Raw genomic sequence first — 14,935 nt, forward strand, 5'->3', positions numbered from 1 at the left:
CCCCTGCTGACACCCGCAAGGTGGCGGAGATGAGGCCGGTGACGAGGAGGGCCAGCTTGGCAGGGTCGGACGCGATCCCGGCCACGGTCGACGCGGCCGATCAACGTCATAGCTCTGGGTCGAAGTACCTGCAGGCCACTGGTCGGATGCATGGTTGGTCATTGGTATCAGTCGACGGCCTTCAAGTCGCCCAGTGCGTCACCGAGGTTGAGTTCGGTGCGGCCACGGGTCTGGAAGCCCCGCTCGAACAGCTCCGTCGTGCGTTGCTGCGTGGCCTCACCCCGTACGAGCTGCTGGAACATGGCAGCATCCGCGCGTACGTCGGCCGGAGTTGGCAGGCTGATGGCGTTGATGGCTGCTTTGGCCACGATCAGCGCATCGCGGGGGAAGTCCCCGATGCGCGCGGCAATGCCGGCGACGAACTCGTCCAGCTCGGCGTCGGGCACCGCGCGGTTGATCCATCCGTAGCGTTCGGCGAGTTCGGCATCGAAGTCGGCCGACGTCAGTACGGCTTCGAGCGCTCGGCCCCGGCCCATCAGACGGGTGAGGTGCTGGATCGCTCCCGCGCCGGGCGGGGTGCCGATGCCGACTTCGGGCTGGCCCAGGACAGCGTTCTCCCGGGAGGCGAAGCGCATGTCGCAGGCGAGGGCGAACTCGCTGCCCGCCCCTCGTGCACGGCCGCGCAGCTTGGCGACAGTCACGGCCGGGATCTCGCTGAGCTTGCGGAACAGCATCCCCAGGGAGGCGTCGCCCGGACCCCCGGCTTTCGCGGCTTCAGCGGTGTATTCGGACACTTTTGTCAGGTCGACGTGCGGAAAGAAGAAGTCGAGATCCGCGCTGTCGAAGACCACCACCCGTGCACTCGCCGGCCGGGAAACCTCCTCCAGCAGCCCGACCAGGTCCCGCACGACCTCGGGACCGATGAGGTTGATCGGCGGGGCGTTGAAGGTGGCGAACAGGACGTTGCCGTCCAACCGGGTGCTGACGCTGATGGTCTCGTATGGGGCGGTCATGTTCTCCTCCTCGCCGCGCTCAACACGGCCCGGTGCCAATCCCGGCTGTCAGAGCTGGTGCCCCTCCAGCCACAGCACGACCGCACGGCGATCTCCTTCCAGCTCTGTGCACGGTCAGGGAGTGGCTCGACACGACCCGGCGCCGACACCCCTTCCAGTCTCTCCTCGATCACCCACGAACGCCCACGCAGCCTTTCCCGGGCCTGGTGCGCGGGGCACCTCGCGCACCAGGCGATGGAGGCAGCAGGGGTGGTGTCAGCCGGGAACGATCAGGTCGATCCCGTAGGCCGCGACCGCGAGGCAGGCGGCGAAGCATCGACCTGGTCCGCTATCGCCTCTTCGGCGACGACCACATCGGCCTTGAGACCGTGGCTTCGTACACCGGACAGAAGACTGCCCCCGCGGCGGCACGCCGTCGCGCGGGCGGCGTTACGAGCACGCGCAGGCGGGACGGCGCGCTGACGGACCTGCTGCGGCGGTCGACGAGGCATTGCTCGGCCTTGGGGATGGCATCACCCGGGTGCAGCGCAAGCAGTTCCGTGCCTACCAGCGGCTGCGGAACTTCGCGTGCGTCTGCCCGCCACAGCAGGCCAAGGTCCTCGTTTACCTCAAGGCCGACCCAAAGGAGGTCGGCCTCATTCCCGGCTTCACCCGGGACGTGACAGGGCTCGGCCACCACGGCACGGGCGACCTGGAGCTGCAGCTGCGCACGAACCGAGACCTGGAACGTGCCCAAGACCTGTTCCGCCTCAGCTACGCCGCGGCGTAGGAGCTTCTCCTCTGGGCCGACTGGGCGGAGCATGTTGCGCTGTGGGTCGGTTGTGGTGCTGCCTTTCGGCGTGGCGGTCAGGGAGTGGCGGTGGATTACCAATGGTGCGCAGGGTCCCCGGTTTCGCCAACTGGGGATTCACTGCTCGAGCAAGGGTGACTAGGACGCCGTCGAATGGATGCCGCACGCCAAGGACGCCACCTGCGCTAGTGCTCTGACCGGGAAGGTTCGCCGGGGCGGTAGCTTCGCCTCGATAGTCTGCACGGTGTGATCAACTCATACGCGAGCTCCGACGATGCTGCAGTCGCGATAGCCGGGGCGCGGGCTGGCGCGGATGTGGTCCGCAACATGTACGGCCAGCGGCTCAACCGTATCGACAAGGGTGCCGGGGACTTTGCCACCGCCGCCGATGTGGAGGCCGAGAAGGCGATCCTCGGCGTCATCCGTGCCGTACGGCCCGATGACGCGGTACTCGGCGAGGAAGGCGGGCAGCAGGGCGCCGCCGAGGCTGTGCGCCAGTGGTTGGTGGATCCCCTGTGCGGCACGCTGAACTACGCCGTCGGCAACATGCTGGTAGCCGTGAACGTGGCGCTGCGCGATGGGGCTGCGGCCGTGGCCGACCCGTTCAGCGGCGAGGTTTTCTTCACCGACGGGGAGAGCGCCTGGGTGCGTCATGACGGGGCCGACGACGCACTGCTGACGCCCACACCCGCTACCCGGCTGGTGGACGTCAACCTGGATCCGCCGTTCCCGAGCGCACCCGGATTCCGAGCCGTGGATCTGCTGGCCCACCCTGAGTTCGTCGAACGTTTCCGGCCGCGCGTCGTATCCACGACGCTGGCGCTGGCCTGGGTTGCTGCCGGCAAGCGCGCCGCGTATGTCACTGATGGTGGCGACTTCTCCAGGAGTGTGCATTTCGCGGCCGGCATTGCTTTGTGCCGGGCTGCTGGCTGCGTTGTCACCGGGATCGACGGTGCCCCGATTGGTGCGGCAGGTTGTGGGCTTGTGGTCGCCGCCGACGACGAAACCCACGGGCTGCTGATGTCGATGATGCGCAGCCGAAGCTAGTGTCGTGACCGTGTGGGCTTCGCCGGGCTGGGTCAGGCTGTGACTTGGAGAGGCTTGCAGCCCCAGCGGATGCCCTTCTGGCCCAGGACGCATAGGTCGGGGTGAAGCACAGGTTGACCTTGTTCTTCTTCGCCCAGCGACGGATGTCGGCGCCCTTGTGGGCGGACAGGTTGTCCAGGATGACGTAGATCGAGGCGTCGTCAGGGCGGCCAGGGTGTTCGCGGCTCCCTTCTTGCGGCGGTTGACGCCCCAGAGGGTGTGGTCGCCGACCGAGTAGCAGTCGTGGAAGTAGCGCACCGGTACGGAGCCTGAGTGAGAGCTTGTCGCATCGTACGTTCCTCGACGGTGCCTTGCGGCGGACCGTGACCATCAGCGTCGCGGTGACGGGGTCGCTCGGTGTGCTGGCGTTGAGCTGCGGCGGATAGGTCTCGATGGCGTACTCGAGCAATGAGGAAGCGGATCGGATGAGTTGGGGCATGGCGCTGGTGTCTCCTTTGCCTACTCGGGCCGGGTCGGGTCGAGCTGGAGGTATCCGGCGCGGGCCTCAGGGGCGGGGTCGTCGGGGTGGAAGCGGGTGTCGGCCGGGGCGATGGCGGTCTCCGACCACTCCGGGACGTCATCTTCGCCGCCGGGGCGGAACGGCTCGGCAGCGAAGATGACGTCCCGTGCCAGGAGGCGGGCTGCGGCATGACGAGGCCGGGCGGGATCGGTTCGTCCTTCTCCTGGGCTGCCGCCTGTCGTACCGGTGCCAGCAGCGGGTTCAGCCGGAACGACGCCCGGATCCGGAGCAGGGACTGGTGAATCAGGTCGGCCGGCAGGGCGAGGGAGGCGATCGTCAGGATCCCCGTCGTGGCGTGCACGGGGACGTGCGGGTCGGCGAGCAGGAGGAGGTGGTGGGTCAGCGGCTCTTGGCAGGTGGTCCTGGCGGGCATGGCCAGTCCTTCGTCCTTCCCGATCGGGATGGTGTAGCCGCTGTCGTCGAGCGGGTCGACCGCGTGCAGACGGTCATAGCTGATCTCGTCACCCGGCTCCCCTGCCGTTGCGTAGTACCCGATCAGACCGTCCGAGAGGCGGTCCGCGTCGCCGAGGCGGATCGGCCAGTCATAGGTGGGGTAGTCCTCCTCGGGCGGGAACAGGACGTGTTCCCAACTGCTGTCGGTGAGCGGTGGCCCTTTGAGGTCGAAGCCCAGACCGGCCCGGATGAGCGCCACCGGGCGGCCGACGAACCGCGCGACCGTGCGGTCGTCCTCGGCATGCGGGGGCGGCGCTGACCACGGCCTGCCCCTTGAGGGTGATCCAGCGGATGCCGTCCGCCTGGCCGAGCGCGGCCCGGGCCCGGGTGTCACCCGGGCCAGGCCCGAGGCCGGGTCGAAGCTGAAGCGGACGGGGGTGACGTGCGGGGTGCCGTCGGGGCGGAGGGTGGTGAGTGTGGCTGTGTGGGGGCGGGGGAATGCCCGTGCGTCGGCCGTGGGTTCGGCGCGCGCCCGGCTCACTTCTTCTTCACGCCCTCGTTCCAGATCAGCTTGGCGATGTTCGGCTGCACGGCCGTGGTGATGATGCCCATGGCCGTACGGACATATCGCCGCTCCTCCATCTCGTGCAGCATGCCGGCGGCGAGGTCGGCACGGGCGGTGAAGACGCCGTCGGCGCTGTTCTCGGCGGTGTGGTAGGCCGTGACGACGGGGTGCTCGAAGAGGCCCGAGGGCCGGACGAGGGTCCAGTCGAGGTCTGTCTGACGGATCACTTCCTCCATGCGGCGCATGTCCTCGTGGAGGGTACGGCCGAGGCGTCGGTTCACCAGCGGGTCGAGTACATGATTGAAGAAGTGGGCGCCGGTGGGGCGCCAGTTCGGGTCAGCGATGCTGGAGCTGACGGCGAGCAGTCGCTTGATGCCGTGGCGGGCCATGGCCCCGGTGATCGCCGTGGCGCTCGCCGAGTAGGTGGTGATGGTCTGCTTGCTGAAGCGGGCGCCCAGCGCGGACAGGACGGCGTCGGTGCCGTCGATCGCGGCGTCGACGGCCGCCGGGGCGGTGGCGTCGGCGACGGCGACGGTCAGGCCGGGCCGTGCGGGGATGGAGCCGGATCGGCGGGTCACGGCGACGACCTCGTGGCCGGCTGCGAGGGCCTGGTCGGTGAGCCGGCGGCCGGTCGGTCCGTTGGCGCCGAAGATGGCGATACGCATGGTGTCGGGGCATCCCTTCGTGTGGTTCCCGGAATGCCCTTGACTGTGCCGATCACGAAACGCAGTCTCATCACTGATGAATAACGCTGCCCCCGCACCCATCCGGCCCAGAGGCCGTCCCCGCGGCAACCCACCGACCCGCGAGTCGATCGTCTCCGCGGCCCGTGCGCTGTTCCTGGAGCACGGCTACCGGCGCACCACCCTGCGTGCGGTGGCCGGGGCCGCGGGGGTCGACCCGGCGCTGATCGCGTACCACTTCGGCTCGAAGAAGGGTCTGTTCGCGGACGTGATGCAGGTCCAGTGCGCCAATGCGCTGACGGTGGACGCCGTCCTGAGCGGAGACCCGGCCACCCTCCCCGACCGCCTGATCGACGCGGTGACGGACCTGTGGGAGGACGCGGACTTCCGACAGCTGACCGCCCGCGGCGAGGAGGCCGCCGAGGTGATCCGCGAATACTTGGAACGCGAGCTGCTGACCCGGCTTGTTGAATTTCTCGGCGGCCGGGACGCGACCGCCCGCGCCACGGCTGTGGTGACGATCCTCGGCGGCCTCATCTACACCCGCTACCTCAACCCCCTGCCCACCCCCGCCGCCCTCCTCCCGTCCGAGACCCGCCGCGTGCTCACACCGGCGCTGCGCGCGGCACTAGCTCCGAGGCGGCGCACCGTGGCAACCACCAGAGCAAGCCGTCGTGGCTCACGGACTCCGGTGGAGGCACCGTCCGGCCTTGCCCCCTCAATGCCTCCGGCTCGACAACCCCTGTAGCTACTGGCCTTGATTGGTGATGTCGGGCCGTTCGCCTGATGGTGTGCGGAGCGTGTCGGTAGTCGTGGGCTGTGCGCAGGGCAGTGAGATCACCGACGCCCTAGTCGACGAGCCGCTGCTCGACGGCGAGCCGGTGCATCTGATCAAGCTCCAGCCGCGTACCTGCCCCTCACGCTGCGGCGGTCCTGCGGTCAGCCGCCCAACAGGGACCGGACGAGGCCGTTTGTGCTCGTGGACGACGAGGGCGACGAGCACACTGCAGGCGCGCAGTTCGCCGGCGAGCTTGACGGCCCTATCCAGCTCGGGCCGGGCCGGGCCCATGAAACCCGCAGCGTGACCGGCGACCTTCGGCGTGTTTCACGAGCGCACACCTATGAATCGTCGGTTAAGGCTCGTCCCGTAACGATCTCGGAGCCGGGAGAGGCAAGGTCTGCTGTGGTGCCTTCCGTTCGCCTATCCGACGAGGGCCAGGTTGTGCAGGCGGGCGATGCCAAGCATGGCGTGATGGACGCCGTCGCCCTTGAGGCGACAGTCACGCAGGATCTTCCAGCCCTTCATGCGGGCGAGGGCGTGCTCGACGCGGGCCCTGAACTGCTTGTGCGACCGGTTGTGTTCCTCTTTCCAGGCCGGGAGTTCTTCGCCCTTGCGTCGACGGTGTGGAATGACCAGTCCGGTCCCTTGGTAGCCGCCGTCGGCGATGGTCATGGTGTTGCCGACGGTGGCCTTGGCTCCGGACTCCTCCCAGCCACGGGAGTCGTGCCGATTGCCCGGCAAGGGCCGGCCGACCACGACGACCAGGTGACTGTCAGCGTCGGTGACCACCTGATGGGCTGTGGAGTAGCGATAGTTCTTGGACTGCTCGGCCACCGTGTGGTCGCGAGTGGGCACCAGGGTGCCGTTCACGATCAGCACAGTGCCCTTGCGGAACCGCTCACGCGGCTGCATGGCAAGCAGCGGTCCGAGATGGTCGATGATCCGGTCCGCAGCGGATTTCGAGATGCCGAACAGTGGAGCAATCCGGCGCATAGTCAAATTTGTCCGCCAGTAGGCCGCTATCAGCAGAGTGCGGTCCTCGAGCGGGAGCCCCCAGGGTCGCCCACGCTTCAACTTTGCAGCCATCTTGCGCCGCACGGCGGTCACCAACTTGCCGAAGCAGCGCGGGCTCAGCCCGGTGAAGGGGCCTATCCAGGACGGCTCCGACGCCGTGATCACTGCAGTCACATCAAGATCGTTCCATCGTGACCTGACTGCGGCGTGCGCGGGTCAACTACGGAGCCCAAGGCGCCGATCAAGATGGCTGCGCAGCCGAGCAGAAGCTCCACGAAGCGCCCCGAGCGGTCGCACTTCTGCCGCCGCAAGTTCCGTCTGTCCCGCCAGCGCGAGCACCGCAGCGTAGGGGCGTTCGCCCTCGGCAAGCTTTGCCGCCACGGCGTCACGGACGGCTCGCAGCACCGTGTGGTCCGCACTCGGATGCTCCGCCAGCAGGCAAAGAAGCCTGTTGTCGTTCCAGGTGCTGTCTTGGGCCGTGCTCAGCTCCAGCAGAGTGCCAGGCGCCGTGGAGGGATTGGCGGCCAGCGCCTGCCAGACGAAGGGGTACGGACAACGCGCGAGTCGATGCAGAACGGCGCTGTCGTTCTCGGCACGCGCCAGTTCGAGGTAGTCGGCAGGCGTATGCACGGACATGGCCCCTCAGGATCGTCGGGTCGATCATCCTGCCATCAGATCAGGCTTGGCCACCCGCGTCCTGAGGCTCTGATCCCACCGGTTCGAAGATCACTTACGGGACAGTCCTTAGTAGCTGAGCTCGGGTATCTGCTAGGTCGTGTATCAGAAGTGGATCATGCGCATAGGGTGTCGGTATGTCGCTGAGCCACATAGTCCTCTCGTCTGGTCGTTCGATTGAGCTCACCGAGCTGCGGATGTCTTCGACCTATGGAGGGATTCTGGAGGGCTACCCGTGCAAGTCCATCAACGACATGAAGGCCAATGGCCTCCAGCGGGAGGCCGAACGCGAGTTTTCCTTCGCGCCGGTCCACCTCGTTCCGCCCTTCCGTGAGCACCCAGACAAGACGGCCGGCCCCTTCGGCCCTGTTGAAGTGCTGCCTTCCGTGGCTTGCATCGGCGTCTTCCACTCGACAGCTGTCGCTCCCGAGCTCGACCCCGTGCTGCACCATTCCGTGCTCACCGTGGCCTGGTTCCAGCCCGTCCCGGTTGTCCCGTCAGGCGAGGACGCTGATTTCGCGCTTCGCAGCATTCACTGGGAGGAACTGGCCCAGGACTTCGAGCTCTAGAGTTGCGTGCTGATCACAGCCACTCGTTGATGGCCGCTACGAGGACAGTGGCCTCAAAGTGGACCGCGAGCTTTTCGTAGCGGGTGGCCACAGCCCGAACGAAGGCAAGATCAACACGCCACGCCGTCAGACGCCTGACCAGTTACGGCAGATCAGTCCGTCGCCTCGCGGACGTCCTTTCCCTGCTCGTCGAACGCCTTGAAGTCCTGCATGTGCTGTTGCGATTGCTTGCGGAAGGCGCTGGGCATCAGAAGTCCCACCAGCTTCATCAGAAAGCCGCTGAACCGGTATTCGTTCTCGCTCTCCCAGAGCGTCGTTTCCGGGCTGGCTTCGGTCAGCCGGTCGCGCACGGCGCTCCACATGCCCTCGCCGACGATCTCGCGGTCGAAGTGAACGACGCTCGTTTTCGGGATCTCGCGCAGGTCTGCCGGTTCCCGGCGTGTGATGGTCTCGGTGCACTCGATCTTCCGCTGGCCCATCTGCATCACGACCCGCGAGCGGTTTACTTCCCGATACAGCGTCACAACGTCTGGCCTGCGGGCCGTTGCGTCAACGGCACGGTTCCGACGTACTCCGGCCAGCCCCCATCTACGTGTCCCCCTTGCACCGGTGGTCCGACCCGCGCGCCTGCCTACTGGAAGGACCTGATCGAACCCCGTCGTGCACGTCTCAGGTGGGTGGGAGGTGTGTCAGGGCTCAAGGGTGACCTGGACGGTGATGGTCTGGCCGCCGCGTTGGACGGTGAAGGGGACGGTGGCACCGACGCGGTAGTTGTTCATGACCTGGTAGTAGGTGCCGATGTTCGGGGTGGGCAGGCCGTCGATGGCGGTGATGACGTCATTGGGTTGGAGGCCGGCGCTAGCGCCGCTGGAGGTGGGCGGGACGGACTGGATCCTGACGCCGCCGTTGCTGGGGGCGTTGCTCGTGGCGATCTGGAGGTTGCCGGGGGCGCCAGGGGTGATGTTCACCGTCAGGGGCGTGGTGTCGGAGTCGTAGGTGAAGGAGCCGCTGTACTGGCCGCCGGCGAGAGGTGCGTTGGCGTCTGCTGCGACGGAGACGTTGAAGGGGCGACTGGAGGTCATCGGTGTGTTGGCGGTGATCGTGACGGTCGCGGACTTGCCGTCGGCGGCGATCGAGATCGAGCAATTGGCACCGGAGCAGTCGATGGGGATGTCGGTGATGTGCGTGTATTGCGGGGCCTGGATTTGGACGATGATCGGGTAGTTCCGGGTTTTGTTGTCCCCGGGGTAGACGACGGTATGGGCCGGGCCGGGCGCGTCCAGGTCGGGGACGTTCTGCTGTGGAGGGTGAGCCATGAGGAATGCCCTTTTCGTCGGCCTGAGCACTACGGGCAATGGTTCAGCAAAATGTGATGAGGCGGTCCGGCTCTGCCGTTGATCTGGGGCCAGTCAGCTTTTCAACCGATGAGGTTTTCACTTAGCAGGAGAAAGAGGAATCAAGTCCCGCAGCTCTTTGCAATCAGGCTTGCCCTTAACAGGCCCAGGGTCCAGCATGCCCATCCCCGCCTGCAAGGGCACCCAGAAGAGCACCTTGAGACCTGCAGCGGCTTTCGGCCGCCGCCGACGACTTCACCGTGGCAGCTGAACTGGCCTGCCTGGCCAGGAGAGAGGGACTCAGTACGTTTCTGCAAGATCCCGTGACTTCGGCCCAAAATCGCCGCTCCAGGAATTCGAACTGCCCTTCTCGTGGCTGCACGACGCCCGTCAGTCCACTGGCAGACACTCGCCCGCGAAGACGGCCTCGGGGAACATCGGTACAGCGGTTATCGGTGAGAACGATCACGGCCGTCTAGCACAGTGATCCACTTCACCGCTGGGGTTCGGTGAAACGCCTCCGGCCCTGGTCCGGGGCTGGCTACGGTCCGGCTCGTGCCGGTGGAATTTCTGAGTGATGAGCAGGCCGAGGTGTACGGGACGTTCGCCGAGGAGCCGACGAGGCCCGAGCTGGAGCGGTTCTTCTTCCTGGATTACGTGGACCGGGACCTGATCGCCCTGCGGCGGACGGAGCATCACCGGCTCGGGTTCGCGCTCCAGATGTGCACGGTGCGGTACGTCGGCCTGTTCCTGGAGGACCCGCTCGCGGTGCCGTGGCCGGTGATCGAGCACCTGGCCGTGCAGCTCGGCATTGAGGACCCGTCGGTGGTCAAGCGGTACACGGAGCGCCGTCAGACGCTGTACAACGCCGTCAACGACCAGGTCGCCGGCATCGGGCAGATGGTCGTACCCGGCACCCCGCGCGACTCCCTGCACATCCTGGACGCCCTGCTGAACCTGGACGGCGGCGTGAAGCCGGAGATGGTGGCGACCGACAACGCCTCGTACTCCGACATGGTGTTTGGCCTGTTCAAGATCCTCGGCTACAACTTCAGCCCCCGGTTCCGCGATCTGGACGACCAGCGGTTCTGGCGGGCCACGATGCCCGGCGTCGAGACCGCCAGCTACGGCGTGGTGGAGGACCTGGGCCGCAACCGCGTGAACTTGAACAAGGTGATCACGCACTGGCCGGACATGCTGAAGGTCGCCGGTTCCCTGGTCACCAACCAGGTCCGCGCCTACGACCTGCTGCGCATGTTCGGACGCGACGGCCGCCCGACCCCGCTCGGGGCGGCATTCGCGGAGTACGGGCGGATCGCCAAGACCGAACACCTGCTGCGGGTCATCGACCCGGTGGACGAAACCTACCGCCGACAGATGAACCGGCAGCTCACCGTGCAGGAGTCCCGCCACAAGCTGGCCCGGGACGTGTGCCACGGCAAGCGCGGCACCATCCACCAGGCGTACCGCGACGGCATGGAGGACCAGCTCGGCGCGCTCGGCCTGGTCCTCAACGCCATCGTGCTCTGGACAACCCGCTACATCGACGTTGCCGTCGCCCAGCTGAAAGCCGAGGGCCACGAGATCCGGGACGAGGACATCGCCCGGCTCTCCCCGCTCAAGCATCGCAACCTGAACCTGCTCGGCCGCTACAGCTTCACCGCCTCGACCCCGGCCGCCGGCGCCCTGCGCCCGCTGCGCGACCCGGATGCCCCAGAGCTGGACGAAGACGACGACGGCGGGCAGGAGTGAGTATCGGGAGCCGATCGGATCAATCCGTGACGGGCAGGCACTCGGCGAGCAGGGCGACGATGTCACGCCAGGCTCGCTGTGCGTGCCGTGGGTGGTAGCCGACGCCGGGACGCACGGTGTGGTCGACCGGTGGATGGTGGAAGGCGTGCAGGGCTCCTCCGTAGACCACGAGGCGCCAGTCGACGCCTGCGGCCTGCATCTCTGCGGTGAACGCGTCCCGTTGGGCGGGCACCATGATGGGGTCTTCCGACCCGACCCCGGCCCACACCGGGCAGCAGATGCGTGCCGCCTCGCCCGGTCGGCCTGTGATCAGGCCGTTGACTGTCGCGATCGCGCGCAGGTTGACGCCGTCGCGCCCGAGTTCCAGCGCGATGGCGCCTCCGGTGCCGTAGCCGACGGCGGCTATCCGGTCGGGGTCGGTCCGCGGTTCGGCGCGCAGTACGTCGAGCGCCGCGTGGCCGATGCCTCGCATCCGGTCGGGGTCGGCGAGCAGCGGCATGCAGCGGGCCAGCATCTCCTCGGGGTCCCCCAAATAGTGCCCACCGTGAAGGTCGAAGGCCAGCGCTACATATCCCAGCTCCGCGAGAGCATCGGCCCGGCGGCGCTCGACGTCGCTGAGCCCCGTGCCCTCTGGTCCGAGCAGCACCGCGGGCCGACGGTCGACACCGGCCGGGAGCGCGAGGTGCCCGATCATCGTCAAACCGTCGGCCGGATACTCGACCGTGCGCGTCGTAATCGTTGTCATGAGTCTGGACGGTAATGACCGTTGCGCCCGCTCGGGGTGGCGTTCACCGATGGCAGACAGCAGTCTGTCCCGACTACAACACCCGGACGCGCCTGCTGCCTGTCGGCAAACGATCCTTTGAAGACAGGGCGGCAGCGTGCCCAATGAACCCGTGTGATCCGGGGGTTCGCGGCGGCTCGAATCAAATCAGATCCGACGGTGATTGATGACAGGGTTTGACGACGGATGGGGTCCATTCCTCCGTACGGAAGGGGCCCTCGGTGGCAAACCTTGTCTACAAGCGGGTCTCGACCGACCAGCAGTCGACCGCCCGGCAGAACCTCGTCCTGGACGAGGCCGGGATCGAGGACCCGGTCGTCTTCGAGGAGGACGACGGCGCCTCCAGCCGCCTCCACCCCCTCCAGCGCCCGAAGTTCCGCGCGCTCCTCGACTACGCGCGGCCCGGGGACACCGTGGACATCTCCGAGATGTTCCGCCTCGTACGCGGTACCGGGCACATCCTCGACGTGCTCGACGTCCTCCACCGCGAACGCCTCGCCCTGCGCATCCACGACGGCGCGTTCTCCGCGATGGACCTCACCGCCCGCCACCCACGCACCGGAGAGCTGCTGTCCACGGTGAAGTTCATGGTGCAGACCCTCGCCGCCGCCGGCGAACTCCAACGCGACCTCCAGCGCGAACTGACCTACGACGGACTGCGCGCCGCCGAGGCCAAGGGCAGCAAGGGCGGACGCCGCCCCGCCGTGGCGGCCGCGAAGACCGATGACGTGCGCACCGCGTACCTGGAAGGCCGCTCGATCGCCGCCCTCGCCCGCGACCACGGCGTCAGCCGCGGGGCGATCCGCACCGCCGTCGCCGACCTCCTGCCCGACCACACCGCCAACGAGGACGACGCCCCCGCCCCGGAGTTGCCGGTCACCCTCGACATGCCGGGCAAGATCGCCGGCTTCCTCCGCACCACCGAGCTGGAGCCCGCCCAGCAGGCTGCGCTCGACCAGGGGGTGGCCGTACGGCGCGGCCAGGGCTACATCCTGCGCGTGACCGCCGTCCCCGCCGTGCACCGTCAGCTCCTCGCCCGCTGCCAGCCGCTCGACGGTGGCCACGGCGTTCCGGCTGTTCCGGCCCAGCGCAAGGCCCGCCGCGAGTACGAGCACCGGGTCAGCACGCTCACGCCCTAACCATGATCGTTCTCGCCGATAACCGCTGTACCGATGTTCCCCGAGGCCGAACAAGCCGCCGCTGCAGACCACTTCCACGCCGGCGACCACCTCGCCCTCCAAGCCGGAGCCGGCACCGGCAAAACCACCACTCTCGCCCTACTCGCCCACAACACCAAACGCCTCGGCCGCTACATCGCCTACAACAAAGCCATCGCCCGCGACGCCGCCACCCGCTTCCCCACCACCGTCACCTGCAAGACCGCCCACGCCCTGGCCTTCGCAGCCATCGGCCACCGCTACGCCCGCCGCCTGAACGCCCCACGCCGCCCCGCCTGGCACACCGGACACGACCTAGGCATCACCAAGCCCGTCCGCATCGGCGAACGCGACCTCTCACCCAAAACCCTTTCCCACGCCACCCTGCGCACCGTCACCCGCTTCTGCCACTCCGCCGACCCCGCCATCACCCACCACCACGTCCCCCGCCTCCGAGGACTCGAAGAACCACCGCTGCACCAACAACTCGCCCAATTGATCACGCCCTTCGCCCACAAAGCCTGGGCCGACCTCCAACACCCGGACGACGGCAAGGTCCGCTTCGACCACGACCACTACCTCAAGATCTGGTCACTCACGAACCCGAAGATCGCCGCCGACTTCCTACTCCTGGACGAAGCACAGGACACCAACCCCGTCGTCGAGCAGATCTTCAACAACCAGCGCAGCCACGCCCAACTGGTCATGGTCGGTGACTCCGCACAGGCCATCTACCAATGGCGCGGCGCCAAAGACGTCATGACCGGCTTCGACGGCACCGCCCTAACCCTGTCGAAGTCCTTCCGGTTCGGCCCTCTCCTCGCCCACGAAGCCAACCGCTGGCTCGCCATCGCCGACGCGCCCATCCGCCTGCAAGGCAGCGAAGCGATCCCGACCGAACTCGGCCTGGTCCCCTGCCCGGACGCCGTCTTGTGCCGCACGAACGTCGGCGCCATCACCGAAAGTCATCCAACTTCTCGCTACCGGACGCCGCGTAGCCCTCGTCGGGGGAGGGGGCAGCCTGCGCGCCCTGGCCCTGGCTGCCCGCGATCTGAAGGAAGGCCGTCGAACCAGTCACCCCGAACTCGTGCTGTTCACCTCCTGGGGCGACTTGCAGGACTACGCCTCCTACGACCCAGCAGGTCGCGACCTGCAGCCGCTGGTCGATCTCGTCGACAAGCACGGCACGGAGGCCATCCTCGCCGCCGTCAACCAGCTCACTGGTGAAGACCAGGCGCACGTGACTGTCTCGACCGCGCACAAAGCCAAAGGCCGCGAATGGCCCAGCGTGCGGATCGCCGGCGACTTCCCACCACCTCGCGACAGCGACGAGCAGGACGATTCCGGCCGTCCCATTCCCGGCCCGATCGATGACGGCGAAGCCCGTCTCGCCTACGTCGCCGTGACCCGAACGCGGACCCGACTCGATATCGGGGGCCTTGCTTGGGTCGATCAGCACCCTGACGGAAGCCGCCCGGCCACTGAAGCACGTCGGCCGCACCAGCGGTAATCCCTTGGGGCGTCTGGATGGGTGTAAGGGGTGTTGCGTTTGTGCTGGTAGGCGCGGGGGAGTGTGCACCTAGGGTGGTGAGCTGCTGGCCGCTGCTGGACCAAGTGCGCTTCGCGCAAGGCTGTTACAGCCGACTGCCGCACCAGAACAGGTACCGCCTGCGTCAGGCGGTACCTGGCACGGTTGAACCCTTGCCCAAGACCTGCGTGGTGCGCTGGCAACGGCTCCGCGCAGGACGCTGGGGTGCGCCTTTAACAAGAAATGAACAGACCAACTGCGCGGTTTACGAATGGAAACCGATCGGGCTGG

At 67.5% G+C, this 14,935-nt stretch carries 14 protein-coding genes and 2 pseudogenes; 8 read left to right on the forward strand and 8 right to left on the reverse strand.

Annotation, left to right across the window (positions count from 1 at the left end):
• Nucleotides 1-167: 167 nt before the first annotated feature.
• On the reverse strand, nt 168-1,013 hold the full coding sequence (locus NUT86_RS40240; protein ID WP_274740322.1) for an enoyl-CoA hydratase/isomerase family protein: 846 nt from the start codon (nt 1,011-1,013) through the stop codon (nt 168-170).
• Nucleotides 1,014-1,309: 296 nt separating this feature from the next.
• Between NUT86_RS40240 and NUT86_RS40245 the strand changes: the two are divergent.
• Both NUT86_RS40245 and NUT86_RS40250 read left to right on the forward strand, forming a co-directional pair.
• Nucleotides 1,310-1,782: pseudogene (locus NUT86_RS40245) on the forward strand (transporter); the annotation flags it as partial.
• Nucleotides 1,783-2,049: 267 nt separating this feature from the next.
• Nucleotides 2,050-2,850 carry an inositol monophosphatase family protein gene (locus tag NUT86_RS40250; RefSeq protein ID WP_274740324.1) on the forward strand — a complete coding sequence of 267 codons (801 nt, stop codon included), beginning with the start codon at nt 2,050-2,052 and terminating at the stop codon, nt 2,848-2,850.
• Here NUT86_RS40250 and NUT86_RS40805 read toward each other — a convergent pair.
• Nucleotides 2,741-3,328: a transposase gene (locus NUT86_RS40805; protein ID WP_446750812.1), complete on the reverse strand. Its 588-nt coding sequence runs from the start codon at nt 3,326-3,328 to the stop codon at nt 2,741-2,743. The genes NUT86_RS40250 and NUT86_RS40805 overlap by 110 nt on opposite strands.
• Nucleotides 3,329-3,704: 376 nt before the next feature.
• Between NUT86_RS40805 and NUT86_RS40260 the strand changes: the two genes are divergently transcribed.
• Nucleotides 3,705-4,121 carry a hypothetical protein gene (locus tag NUT86_RS40260; protein ID WP_274740799.1) on the forward strand — a complete coding sequence of 139 codons (417 nt, stop codon included), beginning with the start codon at nt 3,705-3,707 and terminating at the stop codon, nt 4,119-4,121.
• A 218-nt stretch (nt 4,122-4,339) separates the two neighbouring features.
• Here NUT86_RS40260 and NUT86_RS40270 read toward each other — a convergent pair whose 3' ends face one another.
• On the reverse strand, nt 4,340-5,032 hold the full coding sequence (locus NUT86_RS40270) for an NAD(P)-dependent oxidoreductase (protein WP_274740325.1): 693 nt from the start codon (nt 5,030-5,032) through the stop codon (nt 4,340-4,342).
• Nucleotides 5,033-5,108: 76 nt separating this feature from the next.
• Between NUT86_RS40270 and NUT86_RS40275 the strand changes: the two genes are divergently transcribed.
• Nucleotides 5,109-5,798, forward strand: coding sequence for a TetR/AcrR family transcriptional regulator (locus tag NUT86_RS40275; protein ID WP_274740327.1), 690 nt, complete (start codon nt 5,109-5,111; stop codon nt 5,796-5,798).
• A 453-nt stretch (nt 5,799-6,251) separates the two neighbouring features.
• Here the strand turns inward: NUT86_RS40275 and NUT86_RS40280 are convergent, their stop codons facing one another.
• Complete coding sequence (locus NUT86_RS40280) at nt 6,252-7,019, reverse strand: transposase (RefSeq protein WP_109886500.1); 768 nt, start codon at nt 7,017-7,019, stop codon at nt 6,252-6,254.
• Nucleotides 7,020-7,061: 42 nt separating this feature from the next.
• Nucleotides 7,062-7,481, reverse strand: coding sequence for a hypothetical protein (locus NUT86_RS40285; RefSeq protein WP_266449258.1), 420 nt, complete (start codon nt 7,479-7,481; stop codon nt 7,062-7,064).
• A gap of 176 nt (nt 7,482-7,657) precedes the next feature.
• Between NUT86_RS40285 and NUT86_RS40290 the strand changes: the two genes are divergently transcribed.
• Nucleotides 7,658-8,089, forward strand: a complete 432-nt coding sequence (locus NUT86_RS40290) for a hypothetical protein (protein WP_109886499.1) — start codon at nt 7,658-7,660, stop codon at nt 8,087-8,089.
• Between the two features lie 152 nt (nt 8,090-8,241).
• On the opposite strand, the gene NUT86_RS40295 is transcribed toward NUT86_RS40290, so the two are convergent.
• Nucleotides 8,242-8,613, reverse strand: a complete 372-nt coding sequence (locus NUT86_RS40295) for an SRPBCC family protein (RefSeq protein WP_204165801.1) — start codon at nt 8,611-8,613, stop codon at nt 8,242-8,244.
• Between the two features lie 165 nt (nt 8,614-8,778).
• A complete protein-coding gene (locus tag NUT86_RS40300) occupies nt 8,779-9,405 on the reverse strand; it encodes a PDZ domain-containing protein (protein ID WP_109886498.1) in 627 nt (208 codons plus the stop codon).
• 579 nt (nt 9,406-9,984) lie between these two features.
• On the opposite strand from NUT86_RS40300, the gene NUT86_RS40305 reads away from it, so the two are divergent.
• Nucleotides 9,985-11,175, forward strand: coding sequence for a Tn3 family transposase (locus NUT86_RS40305; protein WP_274740771.1), 1,191 nt, complete (start codon nt 9,985-9,987; stop codon nt 11,173-11,175).
• Between the two features lie 19 nt (nt 11,176-11,194).
• Here NUT86_RS40305 and NUT86_RS40310 read toward each other — a convergent pair whose 3' ends face one another.
• Nucleotides 11,195-11,920 (reverse strand): dienelactone hydrolase family protein, encoded by a 726-nt coding sequence (locus tag NUT86_RS40310; RefSeq protein ID WP_274740332.1) that lies wholly within the window; start codon nt 11,918-11,920, stop codon nt 11,195-11,197.
• Between the two features lie 260 nt (nt 11,921-12,180).
• Between NUT86_RS40310 and NUT86_RS40315 the strand changes: the two genes are divergently transcribed.
• Entirely contained in the window at nt 12,181-13,098 is a 918-nt protein-coding gene (locus tag NUT86_RS40315; RefSeq protein WP_148589885.1) for a recombinase family protein, read from the forward strand.
• 33 nt (nt 13,099-13,131) lie between these two features.
• Nucleotides 13,132-14,626 (forward strand): annotated as a pseudogene (locus NUT86_RS40320) (UvrD-helicase domain-containing protein).
• Nucleotides 14,627-14,935 lie beyond the last annotated feature (309 nt).

It is taken from the genome of Streptomyces sp. G7(2002), assembly GCF_028870195.1.
Taxonomy (GTDB): Bacteria; Actinomycetota; Actinomycetes; order Streptomycetales; family Streptomycetaceae; genus Streptomyces; species Streptomyces nigrescens.

Coding starts and splice junctions, on each gene's coding strand:
- NUT86_RS40240 (WP_274740322.1), bottom strand. CDS start 1,013: ATGACCGCCCCATACGAGACCATCAGCGTCAGCACCCGGTTGGACGGC.
- NUT86_RS40805 (WP_446750812.1), bottom strand. CDS start 3,328: ATGCCCCAACTCATCCGATCCGCTTCCTCATTGCTCGAGTACGCCATC.
- NUT86_RS40270 (WP_274740325.1), bottom strand. CDS start 5,032: ATGCGTATCGCCATCTTCGGCGCCAACGGACCGACCGGCCGCCGGCTC.
- NUT86_RS40275 (WP_274740327.1), top strand. CDS start 5,109: ATGAATAACGCTGCCCCCGCACCCATCCGGCCCAGAGGCCGTCCCCGC.
- NUT86_RS40285 (WP_266449258.1), bottom strand. CDS start 7,481: ATGTCCGTGCATACGCCTGCCGACTACCTCGAACTGGCGCGTGCCGAG.
- NUT86_RS40290 (WP_109886499.1), top strand. CDS start 7,658: ATGTCGCTGAGCCACATAGTCCTCTCGTCTGGTCGTTCGATTGAGCTC.
- NUT86_RS40300 (WP_109886498.1), bottom strand. CDS start 9,405: ATGGCTCACCCTCCACAGCAGAACGTCCCCGACCTGGACGCGCCCGGC.
- NUT86_RS40310 (WP_274740332.1), bottom strand. CDS start 11,920: ATGACAACGATTACGACGCGCACGGTCGAGTATCCGGCCGACGGTTTG.